The organism is Alteromonas sp. ABH4_454, assembly GCF_056311775.1.
Genome location: NZ_CM149972.1, coordinates 116,657 through 139,341 on the forward strand (window position 1 = coordinate 116,657; position 22,685 = coordinate 139,341).

Consider the following 22,685-nt stretch of genomic DNA (forward strand, 5'->3'; position numbering starts at 1 on the left):
ACAAATGCAGTACAAATTTCAAACAAAACGCTTAACGCGAGAATGTTTCTGCATTTTCCGGTGCAAGAGTGTACCACACCACAAAATATCTTGCTTTGAGCAATGTTAACTAGGGTGCAAAAGTATCAAAATGTTGTAAATTATAACCGAAAGTGGTTAGACAAGTCGCAAAGGACACAGTATGGTTAGCCCATATATTTAGGAGGATAGCATGCAAACACACTATGATGCTGAACTGAAAGATACCGTTCGATACCTTGGTAAAACCCTTGGTGAAACAATCAAAAATCAATTAGGTCAGGAGTGGCTAGACCGTATTGAAAAGATTCGTAAAGGCGGCCGAGCTTCTTATCAGGGAGACGCTACTTGTAGCGAAGAACTGAAAGAAACTTTCAAAACAATGTCTGACAGCGATTTGCTGACTGTTGGTCGTGCCTTCGCACAATTCTTGAACCTAGGTAATATTGCCGAGCAAGAATACAACGCGGCAATGAATGTCGATGCATCTATTGATGCTCTGTTTAAACACCTAGATAAAGCAGAACTGACTGCTGACAAAGTACAAGACGCCGTTGCAAAACTAAACATCGATCTTGTATTAACCGCACACCCTACTGAGGTTACGCGCCGTACACTTATTCATAAACATAAAGAGCTAGCGGACTGCCTGCAGGCTGTGCATCAAGAATCGTTAAGTGATGTTGAGCGTAAAAAGATCGAAACCCGCATTGCTGATCTTATAGCGCAAGCTTGGCACACTGAAGAAATTCGTTCAGTTCGCCCGACTCCCGTCGACGAAGCGCGTTGGGGCTTCTCGGTCATTGAAAACTCATTGTGGGAAGCGGTACCTGACTTCATGCGCGAGCTTGATGGTCGCTTAAATGAAGACTACGACGTATCGCTACCGCTAGACTCGTCACCAGTACAATTTAGCTCTTGGATGGGTGGAGACAGAGACGGTAACCCGTTTGTTACTTCGAAAGTAACTGAGCAAGTATTGCTGCTGGCAAGAAAACGCGCGGCTAAGCTTTTCGCAATCGACCTTGACCGTTTGCAGGTAGAACTTTCGATGTACGATTGCAACGAAGAACTACGTGCACAAGTAGGCGATGCAAACGAACCGTACCGCGCCCTACTTCGCCCGTTGGTTAATAAGTTTATTGCTACTCGTGACGGCATTGCCGACTATCTTGCAGGTAAAAACCCAGACACGTCTAACTGGATAGAAAGCGATGATGAGCTTATCGAGCCGTTGATGCTTTGCTATCAGTCACTATTAGACTGCGGTATGCAGGTTGTTGCTAATGGTCTACTACTAGACACCATTCGTCGTGCTCGCGTATTTGGTATTCACCTTCTACGCCTTGATGTACGCCAAGACTCTGAACGTCACGCAGACGTATTTAGCGAACTTACTCGCTATTTAGGTTTAGGCGATTACGCACAGTGGAGCGAAGCCGACAAGCAAGCATTCTTATTGCGCGAGCTTGGCTCAAAACGTCCGCTATTCCCAGCACAATGGGACGCATCTGACGATGTAAAAGAAGTGCTGGATACCTGTAAGGTCATTGCAAAGCACAGCAAGCATGGCTTTGGTATCTACATTATCTCTATGGCGAGTGAGCCATCAGATGTTATGGCGGTTAGACTGCTTCTTCAAGAAAGCGGTGTAGATTGGCCAATGCCGGTAGCACCACTATTTGAAACGCTAGACGATTTGAACAACTCGCCTGACGTAATGCGCAAACTTCTGTCTATCGACTGGTATCGCGGTTACGTGAAAGGTCGTCAGTTTGTGATGATTGGTTATTCTGATTCAGCGAAAGATGCAGGCGCATTGGCTGCGGGTTGGGCACAGTATCAGTCTCAAGAAGCACTGGTAGCCATTGCAGAAGAATTCGACGTAAGCCTAACCCTATTCCACGGTCGTGGCGGTACGATTGGTCGTGGTGGATTGCCAGCGCACGCTGCTATTTACTCACAACCTCCTGGCTCACTAGAAGGCGGATTCCGCGTAACAGAACAGGGCGAAACTATTCGCTATAAGTTCGGTATGCCAAAACTGGCTAAACGCAGCCTAGGTATTTACGCCAGCGCCATTATTGAAGCTATGTTGTTCCCACCTCCGGCACCAAAAGAAGAGTGGCGCGAGCTTATTACCGCAATGGCAGCGCAAGGTCGCGATAACTACCGTGCAACTGTACGTCATGATGAAGAGTTTGTCCCTTACTTCCGCGTGGCTACTCCAGAGCAAGAGTTGGGTAAACTACCGCTAGGTAGCCGCCCAGCTAAGCGTAAGCCACAAGGCGGAATTGAGAGCCTACGAGCTATACCGTGGATCTTCGCTTGGGCACAAACACGTTTAGTACTGCCAAGCTGGCTAGGCGTTATGCGCGCTATTGATAGCGTGAAGACCCCTGAAAACGAGAAAGTAGTTAACGAAATGTTCAGCGAATGGCCATTCTATCGTTCGCGTCTTTCTATGCTAGACATGGTGTTCCACAAAGCTGATCCACGCATTAGTGAAGCTTATGATGAGCGCCTTGTACCTAAAGAGCTTAAGCACTTTGGTGAAGCGCTACGTAGCGAGCTTAAAGAGAGCATCTCGTCACTGTTAGCTATTACAGGCGATGACGACATTATGAAGAACGATCCGCAAGGTAAAGAGTCTATGGAAATTCGCGCTGCGTATTTACAACCTCTTCATTACCTGCAAATTGAGCTTCTTGACCGTATCCGTAAGGCCGGTGATGAGTCGCAAAATACCAGCTTAGAGCGTGCAATGATGGTTACCATTGCGGGAATCGCGATTGGTATGCGTAATACGGGCTAGAGCCCAATTTAGCGCTTAGCGTTGTGACTAGAAGCCTGCTCATTGAGCAGGCTTTTTTTTGCAGATTGCTTAACTATAGCGAGCGAGTTTTATAAGATTTTAACAGGCTCGCTTCTTTTTCAAATAATGAGTGTGCCAAAGGATGTTCGGTAATGGATTGAATTGGCAGGAGTTTGAGAAACAGGCTCTCCTGTGCCAAGGATGCCGTGGCAAAGCCTACAAAGACGCAACAAAAAAGGCTGGATACGTAAGGTCGTAACAGACTGTCTGCAGCAGGGATGCTGCAGCCAAGCCTCCATGGATGGAAGCTCGGCGTGTCTGTGTAGGCCTTACGTATCCAGCCTTTTCTAGCGGATGCTAATGCATCCGCTTTAAGCACTATTAGCCGTTTACGAAATCAACGCCTAGCTTGATGTCGCCACGTAGGCCTTCAAGCATGTCGTTTTTCGCTTTTTCTTCAAACGCGCTTAGCTCGCCGTATGGCAAGATTTCTACAACACCGTTTGCGCCAAGGCGTACTGGGTGTGCGAAGAATGCTGCGTCGTCGCTGTCGTCAGTCTGTACGTAAGTGTACTCAACAACGTTCTCACCTTGCATTGCTGCAACTAGAGACAGACAGAAACGCGCTGCTGCTTGACCCATTGAAAGGGTTGCAGAGCCGCCGCCAGCTTTCGCTTCAACAACTTCAGTACCCGCATTCTGGATACGAGTAGTTAGGCTAGATACTTCTTCGTCTGTAAACTCTACGCCTTCAACTTGTGAAAGAAGAGGAAGGATAGTTGTACCCGAGTGACCACCGATTACCGGTACGTGCACAGAAGATACGTCTACACCTTTAAGTTCAGCAACGAAAGTTTCAGCACGGATAACGTCAAGTGTCGTTACACCGAAAAGCTTGTTCTTGTCGTAAACGCCTTTAGCTTTAAGCGTTTCAGCTGCAATAGCTACAGTAGTGTTAACTGGGTTAGTGATGATACCAACACACGCGTTCGGGCAGTTATCAGCTACACCTTCAATTAGGTTTTTAACAATGCCGGCGTTGATGTTGAACAGATCAGAACGATCCATACCTGGCTTACGAGGCATACCCGCTGGAATAAGAACTACGTCTGCTCCAGTAAGTGCATCAGCTAGGTCATCTTTACCGTGACCGGTTACTTTTACCGCAGTGGGGATGTGGCTCAAATCAACGGCAACACCAGGAACAACTGGCGCAACGTCATATAGCGCTAAATCTGAACCTGCTGGCAATTGTGTTTTCAACAACAAAGACAGCGCCTGACCAATACCACCGGCAGCACCTAACACGGCTACTTTCATACCATTTCTCCTATGGGATTACTTCACGTATTTAAACGGAACGTCACACTAATGCAACGCGGGGGAAAACTCAATCACCGGATCGTCTTATTAACGTTATTTATGGCGATTTTCATTCGATATTCATTATCATGAATGATTATGCAAAGAAATTGCGCAAAGTCTACCTGTACGGCACAATATGCGCATACTAAATAGAATTCCTTACGATAACACTTAAAAAAGAAAAGAGCGCTAATGGCAAACGCAAAACAAGAGCAACTCATCAAAGCTTTTAAAGAAATTCTAAAAGCAGAAAATTATGGTTCGCAGGGCGAGATTGTTGACGCTTTGAAAGCACAAGGTTTTGACAACATCAGCCAATCGAAAATCTCTAGAATGCTAAGTAAGTTTGGCGCGGTACGAACCCGAAATGCACGGGGAGACATGGTTTACTGTTTGCCTCCTGAATTAGGTATGCCTACCGCCAAAAGTCCGCTCAAACAGTTGGTATTAGATATCGTTCACAACAATGTCATGGTCATTATTAGAACGAGCCCAGGCGCTGCTCAACTTATTGCCCGTTTATTAGATTCGTTAAGCAAGAAAGATGGCGTACTAGGCACTATTGCAGGTGATGACACTATTTTCATTGCCCCTGCTGATGTGACAAGAATTGAAGAATTAAGACAACGCGTTGAAGATTTATTTGAAAATGTTTAGTTAGGGCAACCAAAAGCCGACAATCAAAAATCAAGAAACCGCATACAAGATGCGGTTTCCAAATAGGGTATAACCCAAGGCTATCCTAAGATAGCAACTTAATAAGCGCGTCTGCCGCTGGGCGTGAAGACGGTGGGTTCTGACCCGTTACTAACAAACCGTCAGTAAAAACTTTTACCGCGAAATCGTCAGCACTTTCATATTTACCGCCCTTTTTAACCAGTTCATCTTCTACCAGATAAGGAACAACATCAGTAAGTTCCATTGCTGCTTCTTCGCTGTTTGAGAACCCCGTTACCTGTTTGCCATCAACTAAGTATTTGCCATCTGGAGTTTTAACGTCCTTAAGTACGATTGGAGCATGGCACACTGCACCAACAGGTTTATTCGCCGCAATTGTGTCCTCAATTAATTTAATCGAGTGCGCGTTGTCAGAAAGATCCCATAGCGGGCCGTGACCGCCCGGGTAAAATACGGCATCGAACTCATCTGCACGCACATCTTCAAGCGGTATAGTCGAGGCGATAGCACTACGTGCCAATTCATCTTTGGTATAACGCATAGCGTCGTCTGTCATTGCGTCTTCTGCAAGACTATTTGGGTCAATTGGCACTTGCCCGCCCATTGGTGATGCCAGCGTAATCGTATAGCCTTGGTCTTTAAATGCGTAATATGGCGCTGCGAACTCTTCTAACCACATGCCAGTTTTCTTCCCCGTATCACCCATAATTTCGTGAGACGTCATTACCATAAGCATACGTTTTGTCATAAGCCCTCCTTGCGAGCATTTAAAAATGTAACGCCAATTGATTCGTGTGGTGGAGGGACTTAGATCATAAGCAAACACTGTGATCGATTAGTGGCTTGTGTGTGAGATAAATCGCAGGCATAAAAAAGTGCCACTTTCTGTTAAGGAAAGTGGCACCTAACACTACAACTTGTAGTTAGTGTTTACTACTTCTTAGAAGCGGTAGTTAACACCCAAACGTAATTCCCAAAGTGATGCATCACCTTGACGTGGAGTTGGGTTTGAAGAACCAATTGTAACAGTGTTGAACGATGCTTCTTCAAGAATGCCCCAGTCGTCATTCAGCATATTTGTGAAGTTATCAATCACGAAGAATACTTGTGCTGAGTGGTCTTTGTGGAATGCTGGAACATCTTGGCGAACCGCGATATCAACCTTTGTCCACCAAGGGCTTTCTTCATCATTACGCTCAGCACCGATTGGAAGAACACTACCGCTATCTAGGTAAGGAGTGAATTCAAAGATAGCGTTACCTTCATTTTTTGAATAAACAAGGCTGTAAGGTCTGCCAGACTGTGCAACCGCAAATGCAGAGAACGTAGTGTCATAACCATCAATAAGCTCGGTGGTGTAACGGAAGTCCAATGTAAAGCGGTGAGCAATGTTCCAGTCTGAAAGTGAAGAAACTTCTTCATTCGGGTTAGTAAATGCTCTGTACTGGTAGTTAGAAAACGCTACCGAACTGGTCATAGGCTGAACATCTTCAGCGTGGCTGTAGTTATAGCCTGCAACAACTGAGATCCCGTTATCCCATGATTTGTTCATAGTCCCTGTTAATGAATATGAAGTTGAAGACTCGTCAGAATTAGTTAACTCAAGAGAACCATAACCCGTTCTATCGTAATCGATATAACCTTCTTCGGTTAAACCAACCGCTTCAATACCTTTGTATTTAATCATCGCTTGGTCTTGCGTGATGCTTACCAATAGATCTAAGTTAAATACGTAGTCTTCATCTGTAATATGCGTCATACCTGCAGAGATTTTCCACTCACTAGGCATTTTGAAATCTGGGTCAAGGTTGTTACTTTCGAAGTTATCACCTTCACCAGCGTCCATAGCAGCATCTAAGTCTGAAGGTACAGAGTAACCTGGGCCAGCAGTAACACCGTCTTCAGTATTTACCCACGTAACACTACCGTCTAGAAGGTTAGCGTATTCGCCTTCTACTTCACCACCAGTTACGTTTGTGTTTTGATAATTGTTAGTCATCCAAACGTTAGGGTTACCACCTGAGAACAAGCCAAAGCCACCGCGAAGCTCTGTGCTATCGCTTAGCGTGTAGTTAAGACCTACACGCGGTTGAAGTAGGTCAATACCATCCAGGTTTGCTGTGTTGCTATAACCATAAGATTCAGTAAATTCGGTATTTTCCACTGGGCGGTCAGACGTTGTGATCCAATCGTAGCGAAGACCAGCTACTACTTTAAGATCGTCAGTTAGGTAGAACTCGTCCTGAGCATAAGTTGAGTGAGACGTATAACCCCACTCTGCCGCACGGTCGTTCAAATCACCTGAATAGGCATAACCGTATTCTATCTCTGCGTTGGTACCGTTCTCAAAGTCTTCAATGCTTTCAAACGTAATTGACGTTTCAGAGTGCTGAACAAATAAGTTGTATATGTCCAACTTATCATTTTCATAACCGAAGGTTAGGGTATGACCATTATCGAAGTAGTAGTTACCACGGAACATGATACTGGTTGCATCCCAGTCAAGGTCGTTGGCTTGACGGCTGTCGTCTGAACCAAGGTAAACAGTGATATCGTCAGAATCTGCGTTAGTCAATTCAATCTTGATCTCACCGAAGTCGTTGCCACCAGGGTTTCCATCGCCGTACATTGAACGTTGAAGGTTATCTAGCTCTGTACGTGCAATACGGATTTCAGTAGAGAATTTATCTGTCCAGTCTGAGTAAAGCACACCAATGAAAGATTGAAGCTCAGCACCACGCTCATATAAGTGGCTTGAGAATTCAAATTCATCAGAATCACCATCAGATTCAGAGAAGTTGTTGCCGTCATTGTAGTTATAAGTGAAAGCAAAACGATGCTGATCGTTAATGTTCCAGTCTAATTTAACAAGAAGCTTCTCATCTTCATTCGCCATGCTTGATGGAACTGTACCAGCGTCGAAGTTGTATACGCTTTGTGAGATAGCCTGAATTTGCTCAACTTGGTCTTGTGTTATATTGATTTCATTGATAGCACCTGAGCCGATTGCGCCGCGGTCGAAGGTGTTAGCGCCTTCAAGTTTTTCGTATGCTGCGAAGATAAATAATTTATCTTTAATAAGTGGGGCACCAACAGTAAAGCCATAACGCTTCTCGGTATAGCCACCAAGAGTAATGTCGTCACCTTCTAGAGAGTCACCACGTAGGCTGTCACTACCGAAGTCATAGAATGCAGAGCCGTGAACTTCGTTAGTACCTGTTTTACTTACAGCACTAATATTACACGCAGAGAAACCACCGTAGATTACGTCAAACGGTGCAATTTCAACTGAAACACCAGCGATAGCGTCGAAAGAGAAAGGCATTCTTTCAGTTGGGTAGCCGTTTGAATTTAGACCGAAAAGGTCGTTCATACGAACACCGTCAACAGTCAAGCTGTTGAAACGTGGGCTTTTACCCGCACACTGAATTCCGTTGCTGCCACCTTCGTCTACGTAAATACGTGGGTCGATACGAACAATGTCAGTGATGTCACGGTTGATAGCAGGCGCTTCTTGAAGAGTAGAAAGGTCGAAGCTTGCAACAGGGCCGGTTTGGCCGAAAGATAAGCTGCTAACTTGAGAACCAGTAACAACAATATTTTCGTACTGGGCTGCTGGCTCTAGCATACGCTCAATTGACGCTGACTCACCAAGCTCTAGGTAAACGTCATTGATTGTTTGATCAGCGAACTCGTCAGAATCGATTACAACTGTGTATGGACCACCAACGCGAAGACCGCGAAGACTGAACGTACCGCCGTTGTTTACAGTAACAGTTTTAACTGCGCCCGTAGGAACGTGAGTGACTGTTACAACAGTACCTGCTGCTGGGTTACCTTGTGGCCCCACAATTTTACCGTTCAATTCAGATGACGTAACCTGGGCCATAGCCGTTGACGACAAACCGATTGACAGCGCAACCGCAGCCGCAATGCGACTGAACTTTGCTGATGTTCTCATGTGTGTTTCCCTTTTTGTTTAAATTTGTTTTTAGGGTCGCAGTAGGGTGTTTCCCTTAGTCGACCTTTAATTAATATGAATCGGTGAAATTGTTATAGAGATTCATGTCAATTTTATTACAACTTTACATTTTTATTTAGCAGCAACTCCCCTAGGCGTTTGACTTTGTAAAAAATATCTTGACCAAATGGTCAGGTTAATTTACTTATTGTTATTATTGTCAATTCACGGCGATTAGCTGATGCTATTCTTGCCATATCAAACACTAATAAACAGCGTTTAACAAAAATCAGGTTTACCTATAAAAGATTCATTAATAACAACAACTTACCACTTTAAAATAAATTTACCTATTGCAATAAGTAACCTTAACTGATGAAATCCACATATAAATCGTTAATTCATTTGGTCGTTTTTTTGACAGATTTAAGAATTGTTACCTCTGCAAAGTGGATTGTGTTAGCTATAGTTGCACTATCGTGTGGCCTAGCAAGCTATTATAAAAACTCTACGTTTTATGATGACATTCTGCCTCAAACCGGCCAAATATTAACCTGCAATACAGGGTTATCGGGTAATAAAGATGTATTTTCTGCTTATATAACCGATGGTCGCATAGCTAAAATGGTTAGCGAACGATTATGCTCTGACAGCACAATAAAACGCCAATACAGCAGTATTAAAGTAGTAATTGGTCAAAGCGATTACGATACCTTTCGATATATAAACCACGGTGTAGTTGACCTAGCCTTGGTGAAAAGCAATATCGTGGATGCCTTTGGTGCAGATAAAATCTATGGTTTGACTAAGCTAGCAGCCCACCCTGACTACCCCGCATTTTTTATAGCGCTTAGAGAAAAACCATTGTTAAGTAAAGAGTATTTACTTGGGAAACGCATTGGCCTTTTAGACTATCCGAGTAGCCGTTCTGGTCATATAGTTCCCAAGACAGTCTTACAACATATGGGCCTGACAGACACCATTGTCGACATTGTCTATTACAGCTCTCACAAGGAATTGAGGCGCGCACTCCTTGCAGGCGAAGTCGATATCATCTCAACGTATTGGGCAGAGGAAGATGCCGAGACGTTTTCTAAGAATTACACCGCCCCCCTTTTAGAGAGCGTGAGCGGGATGCAATGGTATTTAAAGATGCAGACCCAAAATACGGACCTATTCTGCGCAGTTCAGTCAGTTGTCTACGAAATAGCGACAACTCACCCAAGACCATATTACAAAAATATTACGTTGGAAGAAGGGTGTAACAAATGAGTAAAGTTAAGTTACATCTGAAGTCACCCTCCAAAATTGCGGCTACGCTTTTATTACTGGTAATTTTGTTGCAAATAGCATCTATAGTCGGTCAATACTTTGCACATCAGCTTTCTATCCATCAAGCTATTGATGTCGTCGAAAGGCGTATAAGTTTGGATAGCGCCTTCCTTGATGTTGGAAACGAAACGCTAAATACGCCAGCGAATATGTATGCAATTGAGCGCTATCTTGAACGCCTCAATAAAGTGATAGAAGAAAAAACGCTGCCTGTCATAGCGAGTGCTGTTCAGGGCGTTCAGACAAATGCAGACTTAACTGAATACCCAATTGTGCATAGTTCCACTTTTAAGAATGCAGAGCAAACGATACATATTTCAATTAATAGTAGAAATGCTTTAAGTGAAGTGGGCATTAGCTGGGTAGCCGTTCTAATCGCACTTCTTATTGCCCCATTATTTGTATTTACGAACAAAGAGAAGCGAAAACAATCTCCCCTTGAAGAACTCGTTGTTCCTCCTAAGCCCAAACTAATAATTAACCTGCAAGAAAAGACCATATCAAACGGTATTGAAGACAAAGTAGTAACCTTACAAAACAAACCTCTTTGTTTTTACACTGCTTTGGTTAAATACTGCATAGCCAATCCCAATCAACCATTACCGCCACATAAAGATGTTCCAAGTGAGTTAATGGCGCTAGCTAATAAATGCTTCGGCCGATTGATTGAGTTAGGCCATACAAAGAGAAAACGCCCCGACTTCAACGCAAACCTAGACAAAACGTTAAGTGAAATAAGAGACTGCCCTTGATGAGTTGTTCTTGTCTTACGTTGAAGAAAAAGAGAAGTATTACCCACCTCGTGCTCAGGGTGAAGGTTCACGTTCAAAGCAACACTCTTATGCATTGCCACCGATAAAAGAAGAGGATATCGAAATTATTGGTAACTAATTAAAAACTGACCACTTGGAGAACTTTATTGTATTTTATGCGAGTTTAAAAAACAGCCCGCAATACCTTGAAAATACAATAATGTTCTAGCAAAGACCGCGCCCAAAAGCGAGAACTTGTGAATATAACATTGATTCGCGAGGCCTAAACGCGTATCTTTGCACCAACAAAACCAGCTTTATAGTACTATGCAATCGCCACTAATTATTGCCATTTCTGGAGCTTCTGGCTCTGGGAAGTCTCTTTTTACAAAAAATTTGTTTAACGGCTTCAGTGCTCAAGGCCGCCCTGTTCAAGTGCTGCGCGAAGATCACTACTATCGCGCCCAAGATCATCTTCCCATGGAACAGCGTGAGAAGAATAACTACGATCATCCAAACGCATTTGAACACGAGTTATTGAAAGCGCACCTGCAAGCATTGCGTGATGGCCAACCTATCGACTATCCGCATTACTGCTATAAAACGCACACACGTTTACCTGAAACGGAGCGCTTAAACCCCGCACCGGTAATCATACTTGAAGGTATTATGTTGCTTGCGCGTACCGATTTATTACCTCTATATGACGTAAAAATCTTTATCGACACTCCTCTTGATATTTGTTTGATGCGCCGAATGATGCGAGACCTGAAAGAACGTGGCCGTAGCATTGAGTCGGTGGCAAAGCAGTACGAAGAAACTGTAAAGCCTATGTATCATCAATTTATCGAACCTAGCCGCTTCACTGCCGACGTAGTAGTGACGCAAGGTGGCAAAAACCAAATTGCATTAGATGTGATCAAATCACACATTCAGCAAGCGCTTCTTTAAGGAAACATTACTATGGTAGGTTTACTGGGCATTGCAGTCCTTCTGGGTATTGCCTTCGCGTTATCATCGGCGAAACGCAGTATAAATTGGCGCACCGTTGGTGGCGCATTTGCTATTCAAGCATCAGTTGGCGCATTTGTCCTGTATTCTGAACCAGGTAAAGAGGTATTGTTAAGTGCAACCAAGTTTGTTGCTAATATTATTGCTTACAGCCAAGAGGGCATAAACTTCCTGTTTGGCCCTATTGGCGACAAGTCAATAGCATTCATATTCGCTTTTAACGTACTTCCCGTTATTGTCTTTTTCTCAGCCCTTATCGCAGTGCTCTATCACCTTAAAGTGATGGGTGTCATCATCAAAGTAATCGGTGGATTCTTACAAAAAGCGCTCGGAACCAGTCGCCCAGAATCCATGTCCTCTGCTGCCAACATTTTTGTTGGTCAAACCGAAGCGCCTTTGGTAGTTCGTCCTTTCATCCCACACATGACGACTTCTGAGCTATTTGCCATTATGGTAGGCGGCCTGGCATCAATAGCAGGCTCTGTCATGGCTGGTTATGCTGGCATGGGGGTTGAGCTTAAATATCTATTGGCCGCAAGCTTCATGGCTGCGCCAGGTGGCTTGTTAATGGCAAAAATTATTTTGCCTGAAACCAGTAAACCAAATGAAGACTTACACGACGTAGACTCGGAAGATACCGGCTACGCTAATGTATTTGATGCTGCTGCCAGTGGCGCAGCGTCAGGCATGCAGCTTGCGTTAAACGTAGGCGCTATGCTACTCGCTTTCATAGCTTTAATTGCCATGTTTAACGGCCTTATTGGCTGGACAGCAGGGCTATTTGGCTATGAAAACGTAACGTTTGAAGGGATCCTGGGTTATGTACTTCAACCTCTTGCATGGGCAATCGGCGTCCCATGGGAAGAAGCACAACTTGCAGGCAGCTTTATTGGTCAGAAAATGGTGGTGAACGAATTCGTTGCCTACCTTAACTTCTTAGAAAACCAAGCACAGCTATCTGAAGCGTCTCAGGCCATTATCACCTTTGCTCTTTGTGGTTTTGCAAACTTCTCTTCTATCGCAATCTTGATGGGTGGAATTGGTGTAATGGCACCAACACGCAGAAATGAAATTGCGCGATTAGGATTAAAAGCAGTTATCGCAGCTACGCTATCTAATTTAATGAGTGCCGCACTGGCAGGCTTTTTCCTCTCTCTGGGTTAAAGATTATTAAATTAGACCAGTTGGTCAAGAAAAAACTAGACTAACTAGTCAGGTTTCTGTAAATTACGCGCAAATTCCTCGCGGGGTTGATTTATGTCAATTTCTGCGACTTTTTTCTGTAGCCCGTCTACCTTTATAATGCCGCAGTCAAAATATACGGGATAAAGTTATGCAATTAGTTGCTGTTGATTACCAAGCGGAAAACGCACAAGAAGAATTCGTGAAGTCACTTCGCGAGACAGGGTTCGGTGTTTTGAAAAATCACCCTATCCAACAGTCATTAGTTCAAGGTATTTACGACAATTGGCAGGGCTTCTTCGATAGTGAAGAGAAGAACGACTACCTGTACAACAAAGGTAAACAAGACGGATTTTTCCCTCAGAGCGTATCTGAGGTAGCTAAAGGCTTTACGAAAAAAGACATCAAAGAGTATTACCACTTCTATCCGTGGGGGCAGTGCCCAGAAGCGCTACATCCACAAATTTCTCAGTACTATGAGGAAGCGAACACATTAGCGAAAGAGCTATTGGGTTGGATAGAAAAGCACTCTCCTTCAGAGGTGAGTGACAAGTACAGTCAACCGCTAGGTGACATGATCAAAGATTCTGATCAGACCTTGCTGCGTATACTGCACTACCCACCACTAAAAGGTGATGAAGAAGTAGATGCGATTCGCGCTGCTGCTCACGAAGATATTAATTTGATTACTATCTTACCAGCAGCCAACGAGCCAGGATTGCAAGTACAAGCTAAAGACGGTAGTTGGATTGACGTTCCTTGTGATTTCGGGAACTTGATTGTGAATATTGGCGACATGCTTCAAGAAGCATCAGGCGGATATTTCCCATCAACTACCCATAGGGTTGTAAACCCAGATGGCACTGACATGACGAAATCTCGTATCTCGTTGCCATTGTTTTTACACCCAAGACCAGATGTTGTTCTTTCAGAACGTCATACTGCAGGGTCATACCTGCAAGAGCGCCTTCGAGAGCTGGGCGTTATATAAATTAAGTTCCTTTTGTAGTGTTATTCTTTTGCCGCAGCTTAGTCTGCGGCTTTTTTTTAGTTGCTTGCCAAGGTAGCTAATTTAGAAGAATAGCGTTGCTTTTCCTGTAGGTTTGGCGAATGCTTCACGGCCCTTTCTAAGAAGCGTTGCGCTTCGCTAACATCGCCTAACTCGTGATACGCTTTGGCCATGCCGAATAAAATCTCGTGACGCGCGTTATCAAGCTTTAGCCCTTTTCTGTAGTGCGCTATTGCAGCGTTAAGCTTGCCAGCATCAAAAGCTTGTTCCCCTAATATGTAATGATAGAAAGGGTTATTTTTACGCTTTGCCTCAACCATTTGTGTAATCTGCATTGCTTCTTCGTTTCTATCTTGGTGAGTATAGAGAATGGATAAATTCTCCCAAGCTGTGAGGTTTTCATCATTTAGTGATAGTGCGTGCTTGTAAGTCATCTCAGCCTGCTTATAAGCGTCAACCATTCTATATAAAACGCCAAGGTTGACCCAGCTTTGCTGTAATTCAGGCGTTAATGTAGCAGCGGCACGAAAGTAGCTGTAAGCCCTTGTGTAGCTATTCGCCACCAACGCATCTGCACCTTTGTTGTTGTAGTACATAGACACTATTTTGTTTTTCGCTACTGGCTTTCTGGGAAAGTAGTTGCGTAGCATTTGAGGGTCAAAGTCTACGTCTGCCCATAAGCCTCCAATCGATGTTACGTTGTTAGCCTCAGGCATTGAGACGCGCATATTAATATGCCCATTTAGCAGGCTATACCCTTCTCTTCGTGTCCAATACTCTGGAATATCTACTTCATAGAAGGTCGCGTCTAAACCCACGTGTTCAGCAAGCGCATAGGTCATAATTGAAAGGGATAAGCAGTTTGCCGCGCGGTTGTTAAACGTAGTGTCTGCTGTCGTATTCGCACTATTGCGATAAAGCATGCCGTAATCTGAATGGTCAAAAATAGCTTTCACTAAACCTTTAACGTTTTTCTGCAAAGTGCTTTTGTTATGTACCGCTTTTTCAGCAAAAAACTGAGCGTCTTCACCTAAGTAAAAAATCTCGTCGATGGTCTCTACGGGAAACAAATGGTACGACGGAAAAAGGCTATCGTTTAATAAGGTAGGCGGCGACGCTATATTTTGCTCATCCGTTGACTGGCAAGCACTTAGAAAACAGCAAAGTAGCCAAATTAAAACTAGTCGAGTATTCATATCAGGCACCTATTTTAGTTACTCGATAGTTTAAAATTATAGCACCCAAACCATTTTTTTACATTTTATTTACAACTTATGCAGTTGTACTTTTATCGCAAAAAACATCAAAATGGGCTTACTCACTGCTCTGTTACCTCATTCTTATTAATGGTAATCGTTTCTTTAACGGCATTACACAAAGTTAATCATCAAAATATTAAACAGCGCCGTAACTATTCTCAATTCAGTACCTTTCATTGGCTGTCATTTAGTAGTAGGCAAAACGAAGGATGGTGAATTTCATTCAAAGCCCATTTACATATTAAAGGAAAGATTATGAAGAAATTAATGAGTGTGTTGTTTTTGGTTGTTTTAAGCACCAGCGTTTTCGCCGGTCACCACGCTGAAGGTGAGCAAAAAGATATTGTCGATACAGCCGCAAGCAATAACATGTTTTCTACACTGGTTGCTGCCGTAAAGTCTGCTGATTTAGTCACTACATTGAAAGGAGATGGTCCATTTACCGTTTTCGCGCCAACCGATGATGCATTTGCAGCTTTACCTGATGGAACTATTGAAATGCTGCTTAAGCCAGAAAACAAACAAACACTTGTGAAAATTCTTACCTATCATGTTGTAGCCGGCAAAGTAACGGCCAAAGACGTATCTGCGCTTTCTGATGCCACTACAGTGGAAGGAAGTAAAGTTATGGTCTCTACTACTATGAATAAAGTCATGATAAACGATGCTCAGGTTATCAAGGCTGATGTGATGACCAGCAACGGTGTTATTCACGTTATTGATACGGTATTACTTCCAAACGATGTAAAAGCCTCTTTATAAGATGTTCCTCTAAAAAGAAAAGTAAAGATCGCCTTTAGTCGATCTTTGCTTTTCTTAAAATCATCACCGATCTCTCCCAATAACTTCTCCGTAAAAAATCATATGAAACACTGTTTTTATTGTTCTAGCACTATCAGGCGCGTGAGTTGAACAAACAAATCAGTCTCGATGCTATTAGAACTTCAAATAATTAACCTTGCCCTTTGGACTAGAAAAGGAGTTCATATGTTTACGGTTTACACATACAGTATTGCTGGTCTATTAGTGATTAGCTTAACGGTTTTTGTCCAAAACATTGTTGCCGCTGTGGCACATAGAAAACAGTCTCGCTACATCCCCGGTAAAGTTAGCGAAGAATTGAGCCACGATAGTTTTGTATTTAGAAGTCACAGAACCTTTCATAACTCGCTTGAAAATATTCACCAATTTGTGCTGCCCGCCCTGCTTTGCATGTTTCTTGGCGCACAAACAGATGTACTCGCCATTTTGGTATGGGCATTCGCGCTAAGCCGTATCATACATATGGCGCTGTACTATGCTGTTGCCACAGAAAAGAACCCTAGCCCAAGAAGCTATTTTTATATGGTAGGAGCTCTATGTACACTTGGCGTTTATGGGCTCGCGTTATTTCAGTTGCTATTCTAGCTAGCTCCCTTGCGCTGTACAAATATCATACAGCGAAGTATTCTTTTACCTATGGAAAGTGCTTTATTCGTTAAAGGTTTTTATAGAGAAGCAGATAACAGTGATAATGAATCCTACGCTTGAATATTACACTTTTGATTAATGTTCTTTTCCAAATTCAGGCGTATTCTTATTAATTGAACACTCACATATGTGTTTAGGAGCCCCAGTGTACATTGACCAAGTCGGCGATCGGACTTTAACTGATTGCAGTGTATTGATTGTCGACGATCAAGCCAGCAGTAGACTTATTTTAGAAACCCTACTCGAAGAAACAGTAGAGTGCTTTTCTGTAAGCTCAGGAAAGGAAGCCATTGAGTACTGCAAGCATAACAGGCCAGACTTAATCCTTATGGACGTCTCCATGCCAGAAATGGATGGGCACGAGACCACAGCGCTGCTTAGACAAAAGCCATCCTGTGAACACATACCTATTATTTTCGTTACCTCTTCATCAACAGACGAGGAAGAATCTCGTTGTTGGGGTTCTGGTTGTGTAGACTTTGTAGTTAAGCCTGTGAATGCTTGTACGCTGCGCAATCGCGTAAAGTCGCACCTTCAACACAAGCTCAGAAGTGATTTCTTAGAAAAACTAATATATATCGACAAACTAACCGGTGCCTACAACAGACACTATTTGGATGACTATCTCCCCCGATTAGTTAAAGATAGCGAACGCAATGCCACCCCATTGTCTTTAGTTATATTTGATGTCGACCACTTTAAGCTATTTAACGATATGTATGGACATTTAGATGGTGATAGCTGCTTATGGAAGGTTAGTAAAACGATAAACGATGCACTCCTTCGTCCTATGGATAAATTGGTGAGAATTGGTGGTGAAGAGTTTTTAGTAATTTTACCAAACACTGATGTGGAGGGAGCAGTAGTTGTCGCCGAGCGCCTATTAGAAACCGTTTACGACCTCAACATTCTACATAGTTCGTCTGAGTACGGGCGCATAACACTGAGTGCAGGCTTAGCGATAAAAACTGCCAACGATGATAAAACGATTGATTATGTCATGCTGGAAGCGGATAAAAACCTGTATGCAGCTAAAACTTCCGGGCGTAATCGCTTAGTATCTCCTTCACTTGCGCCTACGAAAAAAGCATTGAGCCCCAGTTCTTCACAAGCGATAAAAAGTTTCTAGCTGTCGCCTAGCTGAGTGCAACCAACAGCCCCGGTGTGAAGCAGACAGTCCAGCGTAGCCTCTTTCTCTACACTTAATTCCGTCAACTGGGCTAGGAAAAGCTGAAGCGTAGCTAACGCATCATCTAGCGCATTGTGTTCATTGAAAGCTGGAAGATCTAAGCGTTGGCGGCACACACCTAGCGTAGCACTATTACCTGGCAAAACCTGATGCTGCTTATTTAGCTGATATAGCGCAAGCTGAAGGGTATCAATATAAACCACCTCCAACTTTGGTACAGCGCACAGTTTAAAAGCTTTGTTTAACGCCATTAAGTCCAGTCTAGCGTTGTGAAAAATAAGAATGTGTTGCTGAAATAAAGGCGTGAGTGCACCGAGCGCCACTTCTAATTGTTCGCCTTTTTGCAAGATGTCAGGGGTTAACCCGTGAATCACAGGGCTTTGCCCTAGGTCTGCGGTCGTGTTGATAACATGATAACCGCTCGTCGATAAATCGATACGGCCCCCCTTGCCACTCACATAACCCACAGAAGTAATTTGCGTTGCTGAAGGGTTTAGCGAAGTAAGTTCTAAATCAACTGCGGTAAATGATGTATTGTAAACGCTAAGTTCGCGAAGACGCTTTTTCAGCTTGGTTTTACCCGTGAGTGCCTGTGCGCATGCCTTTATCCACCGTTGAACCATATCGATTAACTCACGCCACCTGAAAACTTCATCACCATAGCTTGATTCGTTCTTTCTATGGCTTTAAAAGCAGCTTTAAGCTGATGTTTTTCAATTGATGACAGGCTTGATATGGAAACGCGATTATCGGTAACTTTGTTTTCAAGTTGATGACGCCAGCGCAGACGATTCAGGAACAGCCAAATATCGCTAAGATTCGTTGCATCCCGTTTTGAAAGCTGCGAACGAGCAGATAACGCTTCTAGACGTGCGAGCGTGTTAGGTAAAGTCACCCCATCAGCCAAGGCATAGATTCTTGCTATATTATTGATTAAAGCGACAGCTCGGGTCTTTAGGTCAATAACATCTTTTTCTTTTCTTCCTTTCTCATAAACAAACTTCTGGAACATAGAAAGCGGCACAGCTATTTCATTGCTATGCCTGGTAAGGGCTGCTAAGAACATGTTTTGCTGCATTAAAGGGGCGCGCTGTTTTTGAAGCTGCTTAAATAGGCCCACATCACCAGCGGCACACCGCACATCCAAAAAGATATTGAAGTGCATAATGGCATCTTTAGTAGGCGCTTTTACCCACTGTTTAGCTTCTTCGAGCGCCTCATCGAGAGATAGTCTCAACTTAGGATTACTGGCCATAATATTGCCATCGCAAAGCTTGATGCCGCACTTCGCTAACCCTTTGCATACGTACTCTGCCATATTCGAAAAGTACTCGGCTTGCACCTCGGTAGGTTGCTTGGCAAGAAGTAGCCCGTTGTCTTGATCTGAGCCCATGGTTTGGTCTTCTCGGGCTTGTGAACCATACACTAACCACGCAAACATCATGGGAGCTTTACCGTTAGCTTCTTGGAAAAAGCCAATTAGCTTTCTGGTCATAATATCGGTTGCTTGTGACAATATTTTTCCAGCAATATCGTAATCACCCGCTTTTTTAGCATGAGCTGAAAAGTAATGAGGCAGTTGCCACGACAAGCGCGTGAGCTCATAAAGGTTCTCGGCTTTGCTCAGTTCACCAATGATGAAGAGTACGTTCCCCCGCTGATGACGAATGATATCGCTTGCGGTTACCATGCCAAGGGGCACGAGCGTTTGGTGATCAATAACAGGCAAGTGATGAATGTTTTTTTCCGTCATCAGCGCTAAAGCGTCAAACAAGGTCCTGTTACCCATAATCTGAGCTGGGTTAGCTGTCATTATTTGGCTAACCGGAAGATGAGGGTCTAAAGAGGCTGCCACCACTCTCGACCTTAAATCGCGGTCAGTAATGATACCAATTAGCTTCTCATGTTCAGTTACTAGCAAAGAAGAGACTTTTTGCGATGTCATTAACTGGGCTGCCTCCGTGATTGGGGTTTGAGCCTCGACGGAAACAGGGGCTTTTTCGATAATGTCTAAAAGGCCCTTGTAAAGCCACATTGAATTACTATCTGCTATGGCATGGTTTTGCAGAGCGTTATTACTAAGGCCATCAAAAAAATGCCGTATGGTAGGTATTTCAAGTAAAGGTTCTACAGCTAGCGCATCAAAACAATAAACCAGCCCTGGGCTGTCCACCGTTATGCTTAGTGGAAAATTACGTTTTTCCATTATATTGATGTAGCCGAAGTAGTCTCCCTCACTTAAATGGCGTAAAGGGGCATCAGAATCTTGGACGGAAAACTGCCCGCTTTGGATAAGGAAAAGCGACACTTTATCCTTTTGCAGTTCCTCGACGTTATCCGCGGTTACGTATACCAGTTCAGTATGTTTTACTAGCTGAAGCTTTTGCTCGCTATCCAGCAAATCAAAAGGTGCGGATGTATTAAGAAAGTCTTCAACTTGTTTAGCCATCGCAGTCATAGAGATTGTCCAGTTCTCAAAAAGAAAAAACCAACCTACTCACATTCGCCAGTAGATTGGTTTTATTTTGCTAAAGCCTATCTTAAGGCATTACTAATTTAGTGCGCTGATGCTTCACCCGCTCCCTTAGGATAACGAATGCTCTCTACCAGTTCTTGAATTTCTTCAGGTGCTTCATCTGTTGCTTTAAACACTAGGAATGCAACAATGAAGTTTACCATCATACCTAAAGTACCAATACCTTCAGGAGAGATACCAAACCACCAGTTGTCAGGCGTATTCGCAGCCGGATTTACAAACTTGAAGTAAATAATGTAAGCCGCAGTAAACGCAATCCCTGAAATCATACCCGCGATAGCGCCTTTGTCGTTCATACGCTTGCTAAAGATACCCATGATAATTGCAGGGAAGAAGCTCGACGCCGCTAAGCCGAAAGCAAAGGCGACCACCTGCGCCACAAACCCGGGCGGATTGATACCGAAGTAACCTGCAATGATAATAGCCACCGCTGCTGCCAATCTGGCGTACATCAGCTCGGCTTTATCCGTAATATTCGGCATAAAGTTCCGCTTCAGTAAGTCATGGGACACAGAGGTGGAAATCACTAACAGTAAGCCCGCTGAGGTAGAAAGGGCTGCTGCCACACCACCTGCTGCAACAAGCGCAATCACCCATGCCGGTAGATTAGCAATTTCAGGGTTAGCCAATACCATGATGTCGCGGTCAACTTTCATTTCGTTGCGCTCATCACCCGAGTAGAACATTTTGCCATCGCCGTTTTTATCTTCAAACGCAATAAGGCCAGTTTGCTCCCAATTTTTAATCCACGACGGCGCTTCTTCATAGCTGGTGCCCGTCATCTCTGGACCGTTAATGGTTTCAATCATATTCACACGAGCGAAGGCTGCAAGCGACGGTGCTGTAGTGTAAAGAATGGCGATAAACGCTAGGGCATAACCTGCAGATTTACGTGCATCGTGAACTTTAGGCACAGTGAAGAAGCGAACAATAACGTGTGGAAGGCCCGCGGTACCCACCATTAGTGCAAAGGTGATAAAGAATACATCAATAGTACTTTTGGTCCCTGATGTGTATTCATTGAACCCGAGCTCGACGGATAAATTATCGAGTTTCTGCAGCATATGCACCCCCGAACCGTCTGCCAAGGTTGCGCCAAAACCGGTTTGTGGAAGGATATGCCCGGTAACCATCATTGAGATAAATACGGCAGGTACTATGTACGCAAAAATCATTACGCAATATTGAGCAACCTGTGTGTAGGTGATGCCTTTCATGCCGCCAAGTACGGTGTAAAAGAACACGATAACCATGCCAATAACAACGCCAGACACGATATCCACTTCTAAGAAGCGACTGAATACCACGCCTACGCCACGCATTTGACCTGCAACGTATGTGAAGCAAACAAAGATGGCGCAAAATACCGCAACGGTACGTGCTGTTTGTGAGTAGTAACGATCGCCAATAAAGTCAGGTACCGTAAATTTACCGAACTTACGCAGGTAAGGCGCTAAACAAAGTGCAAGTAGAACATAGCCACCGGTCCAGCCCATAAGGTACACCGCACCGTCGTATCCCATAAATGAGATAAGACCCGCCATTGATATAAACGATGCAGCCGACATCCAGTCTGCCGCTGTAGCCATACCGTTCATAACAGGCGGTACGCCGCCACCTGCCACGTAAAAGTCATTCGTCGACCCAGCGCGTGCCCAAATTGCAATTGCAATATAAAGCGCGAACGACGCGCCAACGATAATAAATGTTAAAGTTTGAACGTCCATGATTTACTCCTCATCTACGCCGTAGCGTTTGTCCATGGCGTTCATCTTCGCCATATAGACAAAGATCAAAGCAACAAATACGTAAATTGAGCCCTGTTGTGCAAACCAGAAGCCTAATTTAAAGCCAAAGAACTGAATTTCATTTAAGATATCGACAAACAGTATGCCGGCACCAAATGATACGATGAACCAAACGACTAAAAGCTTAGCTAGGAGCGCTAGGTTTTCACTCCAGTAGGCTTTTTTGTCCTCTTCGTTTCTAAATGCCATTGTTTCACCCTTATGTCAGGTTAACTAGTTGTTATGATTTTACAATTCCCTAACGCTCGGCTTTGTTAACGTTATTACTGCGTTTGAAACTTTTGTACACGACAGAACCAA

The 22,685-nt window shown here is 43.8% G+C and carries 19 protein-coding genes; 11 read left to right on the plus strand and 8 right to left on the minus strand.

What is annotated here, in order from left to right; genetic code table 11:
- Positions 1 to 211 precede the first annotated feature (211 nt).
- Positions 212 to 2,833 carry a phosphoenolpyruvate carboxylase gene (gene ppc, locus ACYX4W_RS00530; RefSeq protein WP_476074373.1) on the plus strand — a complete coding sequence of 874 codons (2,622 nt, stop codon included), beginning with the start codon at positions 212 to 214 and terminating at the stop codon, positions 2,831 to 2,833.
- 381 nt (positions 2,834 to 3,214) lie between these two features.
- On the opposite strand, the gene mdh is transcribed toward ppc, so the two are convergent.
- The gene (gene mdh, locus ACYX4W_RS00535) at positions 3,215 to 4,153 is read right to left on the minus strand and encodes a malate dehydrogenase (RefSeq protein WP_474804648.1); all 939 of its coding nucleotides are present in this window, start codon (positions 4,151 to 4,153) and stop codon (positions 3,215 to 3,217) included.
- 237 nt (positions 4,154 to 4,390) lie between these two features.
- Here mdh and argR point away from each other — a divergent pair, with 237 nt between their 5' ends.
- On the plus strand, positions 4,391 to 4,855 hold the full coding sequence (argR, locus tag ACYX4W_RS00540) for a transcriptional regulator ArgR (RefSeq protein ID WP_179984645.1): 465 nt from the start codon (positions 4,391 to 4,393) through the stop codon (positions 4,853 to 4,855).
- Positions 4,856 to 4,940: 85 nt separating this feature from the next.
- On the opposite strand, the gene ACYX4W_RS00545 is transcribed toward argR, so the two are convergent.
- Positions 4,941 to 5,624 (minus strand): type 1 glutamine amidotransferase domain-containing protein, encoded by a 684-nt coding sequence (locus tag ACYX4W_RS00545; protein ID WP_474804644.1) that lies wholly within the window; start codon positions 5,622 to 5,624, stop codon positions 4,941 to 4,943.
- Between the two features lie 192 nt (positions 5,625 to 5,816).
- Positions 5,817 to 8,837: a TonB-dependent receptor gene (locus tag ACYX4W_RS00550; RefSeq protein ID WP_476074374.1), complete on the minus strand. Its 3,021-nt coding sequence runs from the start codon at positions 8,835 to 8,837 to the stop codon at positions 5,817 to 5,819.
- Positions 8,838 to 9,212: 375 nt separating this feature from the next.
- On the opposite strand from ACYX4W_RS00550, the gene ACYX4W_RS00555 reads away from it, so the two are divergent.
- From ACYX4W_RS00555 to ACYX4W_RS00580, 6 genes are all read left to right on the plus strand, one after another.
- Positions 9,213 to 10,109 carry a PhnD/SsuA/transferrin family substrate-binding protein gene (locus ACYX4W_RS00555; RefSeq protein ID WP_476074375.1) on the plus strand — a complete coding sequence of 299 codons (897 nt, stop codon included), beginning with the start codon at positions 9,213 to 9,215 and terminating at the stop codon, positions 10,107 to 10,109.
- Positions 10,106 to 10,921 carry a hypothetical protein gene (locus tag ACYX4W_RS00560; protein ID WP_476074376.1) on the plus strand — a complete coding sequence of 272 codons (816 nt, stop codon included), beginning with the start codon at positions 10,106 to 10,108 and terminating at the stop codon, positions 10,919 to 10,921. Before ACYX4W_RS00555 ends, ACYX4W_RS00560 begins: the two co-directional genes overlap by 4 nt.
- A gap of 10 nt (positions 10,922 to 10,931) precedes the next feature.
- Positions 10,932 to 11,060, plus strand: a complete 129-nt coding sequence (locus ACYX4W_RS00565) for a hypothetical protein (protein ID WP_476074377.1) — start codon at positions 10,932 to 10,934, stop codon at positions 11,058 to 11,060.
- 188 nt (positions 11,061 to 11,248) lie between these two features.
- Complete coding sequence (gene udk / locus ACYX4W_RS00570) at positions 11,249 to 11,872, plus strand: uridine kinase (RefSeq protein WP_014950808.1); 624 nt, start codon at positions 11,249 to 11,251, stop codon at positions 11,870 to 11,872.
- 12 nt (positions 11,873 to 11,884) lie between these two features.
- The gene (locus tag ACYX4W_RS00575; protein ID WP_476074378.1) at positions 11,885 to 13,096 is read left to right on the plus strand and encodes a NupC/NupG family nucleoside CNT transporter; all 1,212 of its coding nucleotides are present in this window, start codon (positions 11,885 to 11,887) and stop codon (positions 13,094 to 13,096) included.
- 169 nt (positions 13,097 to 13,265) lie between these two features.
- A complete protein-coding gene (locus tag ACYX4W_RS00580; protein WP_334060271.1) occupies positions 13,266 to 14,105 on the plus strand; it encodes an isopenicillin N synthase family dioxygenase in 840 nt (279 codons plus the stop codon).
- A 56-nt stretch (positions 14,106 to 14,161) separates the two neighbouring features.
- Here the strand turns inward: ACYX4W_RS00580 and ACYX4W_RS00585 are convergent, their stop codons facing one another.
- Complete coding sequence (locus ACYX4W_RS00585) at positions 14,162 to 15,319, minus strand: tetratricopeptide repeat protein (protein ID WP_476074379.1); 1,158 nt, start codon at positions 15,317 to 15,319, stop codon at positions 14,162 to 14,164.
- A 318-nt stretch (positions 15,320 to 15,637) separates the two neighbouring features.
- Here ACYX4W_RS00585 and ACYX4W_RS00590 point away from each other — a divergent pair, with 318 nt between their 5' ends.
- From ACYX4W_RS00590 to ACYX4W_RS00600, 3 genes are all read left to right on the plus strand, one after another.
- A complete protein-coding gene (locus ACYX4W_RS00590) occupies positions 15,638 to 16,144 on the plus strand; it encodes a fasciclin domain-containing protein (protein ID WP_474804623.1) in 507 nt (168 codons plus the stop codon).
- 225 nt (positions 16,145 to 16,369) lie between these two features.
- Entirely contained in the window at positions 16,370 to 16,789 is a 420-nt protein-coding gene (locus tag ACYX4W_RS00595) for an MAPEG family protein (protein ID WP_474804620.1), read from the plus strand.
- Positions 16,790 to 16,997: 208 nt separating this feature from the next.
- On the plus strand, positions 16,998 to 17,981 hold the full coding sequence (locus ACYX4W_RS00600) for a GGDEF domain-containing response regulator (RefSeq protein WP_476074380.1): 984 nt from the start codon (positions 16,998 to 17,000) through the stop codon (positions 17,979 to 17,981).
- On the opposite strand, the gene ACYX4W_RS00605 is transcribed toward ACYX4W_RS00600, so the two are convergent.
- The 4 genes from ACYX4W_RS00605 to ACYX4W_RS00620 all read right to left on the minus strand — a co-directional run bounded on the left by ACYX4W_RS00605 (position 17,978) and on the right by ACYX4W_RS00620 (position 22,574).
- The gene (locus tag ACYX4W_RS00605) at positions 17,978 to 18,664 is read right to left on the minus strand and encodes a 3'-5' exonuclease (RefSeq protein ID WP_476055731.1); all 687 of its coding nucleotides are present in this window, start codon (positions 18,662 to 18,664) and stop codon (positions 17,978 to 17,980) included. The two genes, ACYX4W_RS00600 and ACYX4W_RS00605, sit on opposite strands and share 4 nt — an antisense overlap.
- Before the next feature lie 5 nt (positions 18,665 to 18,669).
- Positions 18,670 to 20,499, minus strand: a complete 1,830-nt coding sequence (locus ACYX4W_RS00610) for a putative nucleotidyltransferase substrate binding domain-containing protein (RefSeq protein ID WP_476074381.1) — start codon at positions 20,497 to 20,499, stop codon at positions 18,670 to 18,672.
- A 98-nt stretch (positions 20,500 to 20,597) separates the two neighbouring features.
- On the minus strand, positions 20,598 to 22,304 hold the full coding sequence (locus ACYX4W_RS00615) for a sodium:solute symporter family protein (RefSeq protein ID WP_476074382.1): 1,707 nt from the start codon (positions 22,302 to 22,304) through the stop codon (positions 20,598 to 20,600).
- 3 nt (positions 22,305 to 22,307) lie between these two features.
- The gene (locus tag ACYX4W_RS00620) at positions 22,308 to 22,574 is read right to left on the minus strand and encodes a DUF4212 domain-containing protein (RefSeq protein WP_039216401.1); all 267 of its coding nucleotides are present in this window, start codon (positions 22,572 to 22,574) and stop codon (positions 22,308 to 22,310) included.
- Positions 22,575 to 22,685: the final 111 nt, after the last annotated feature.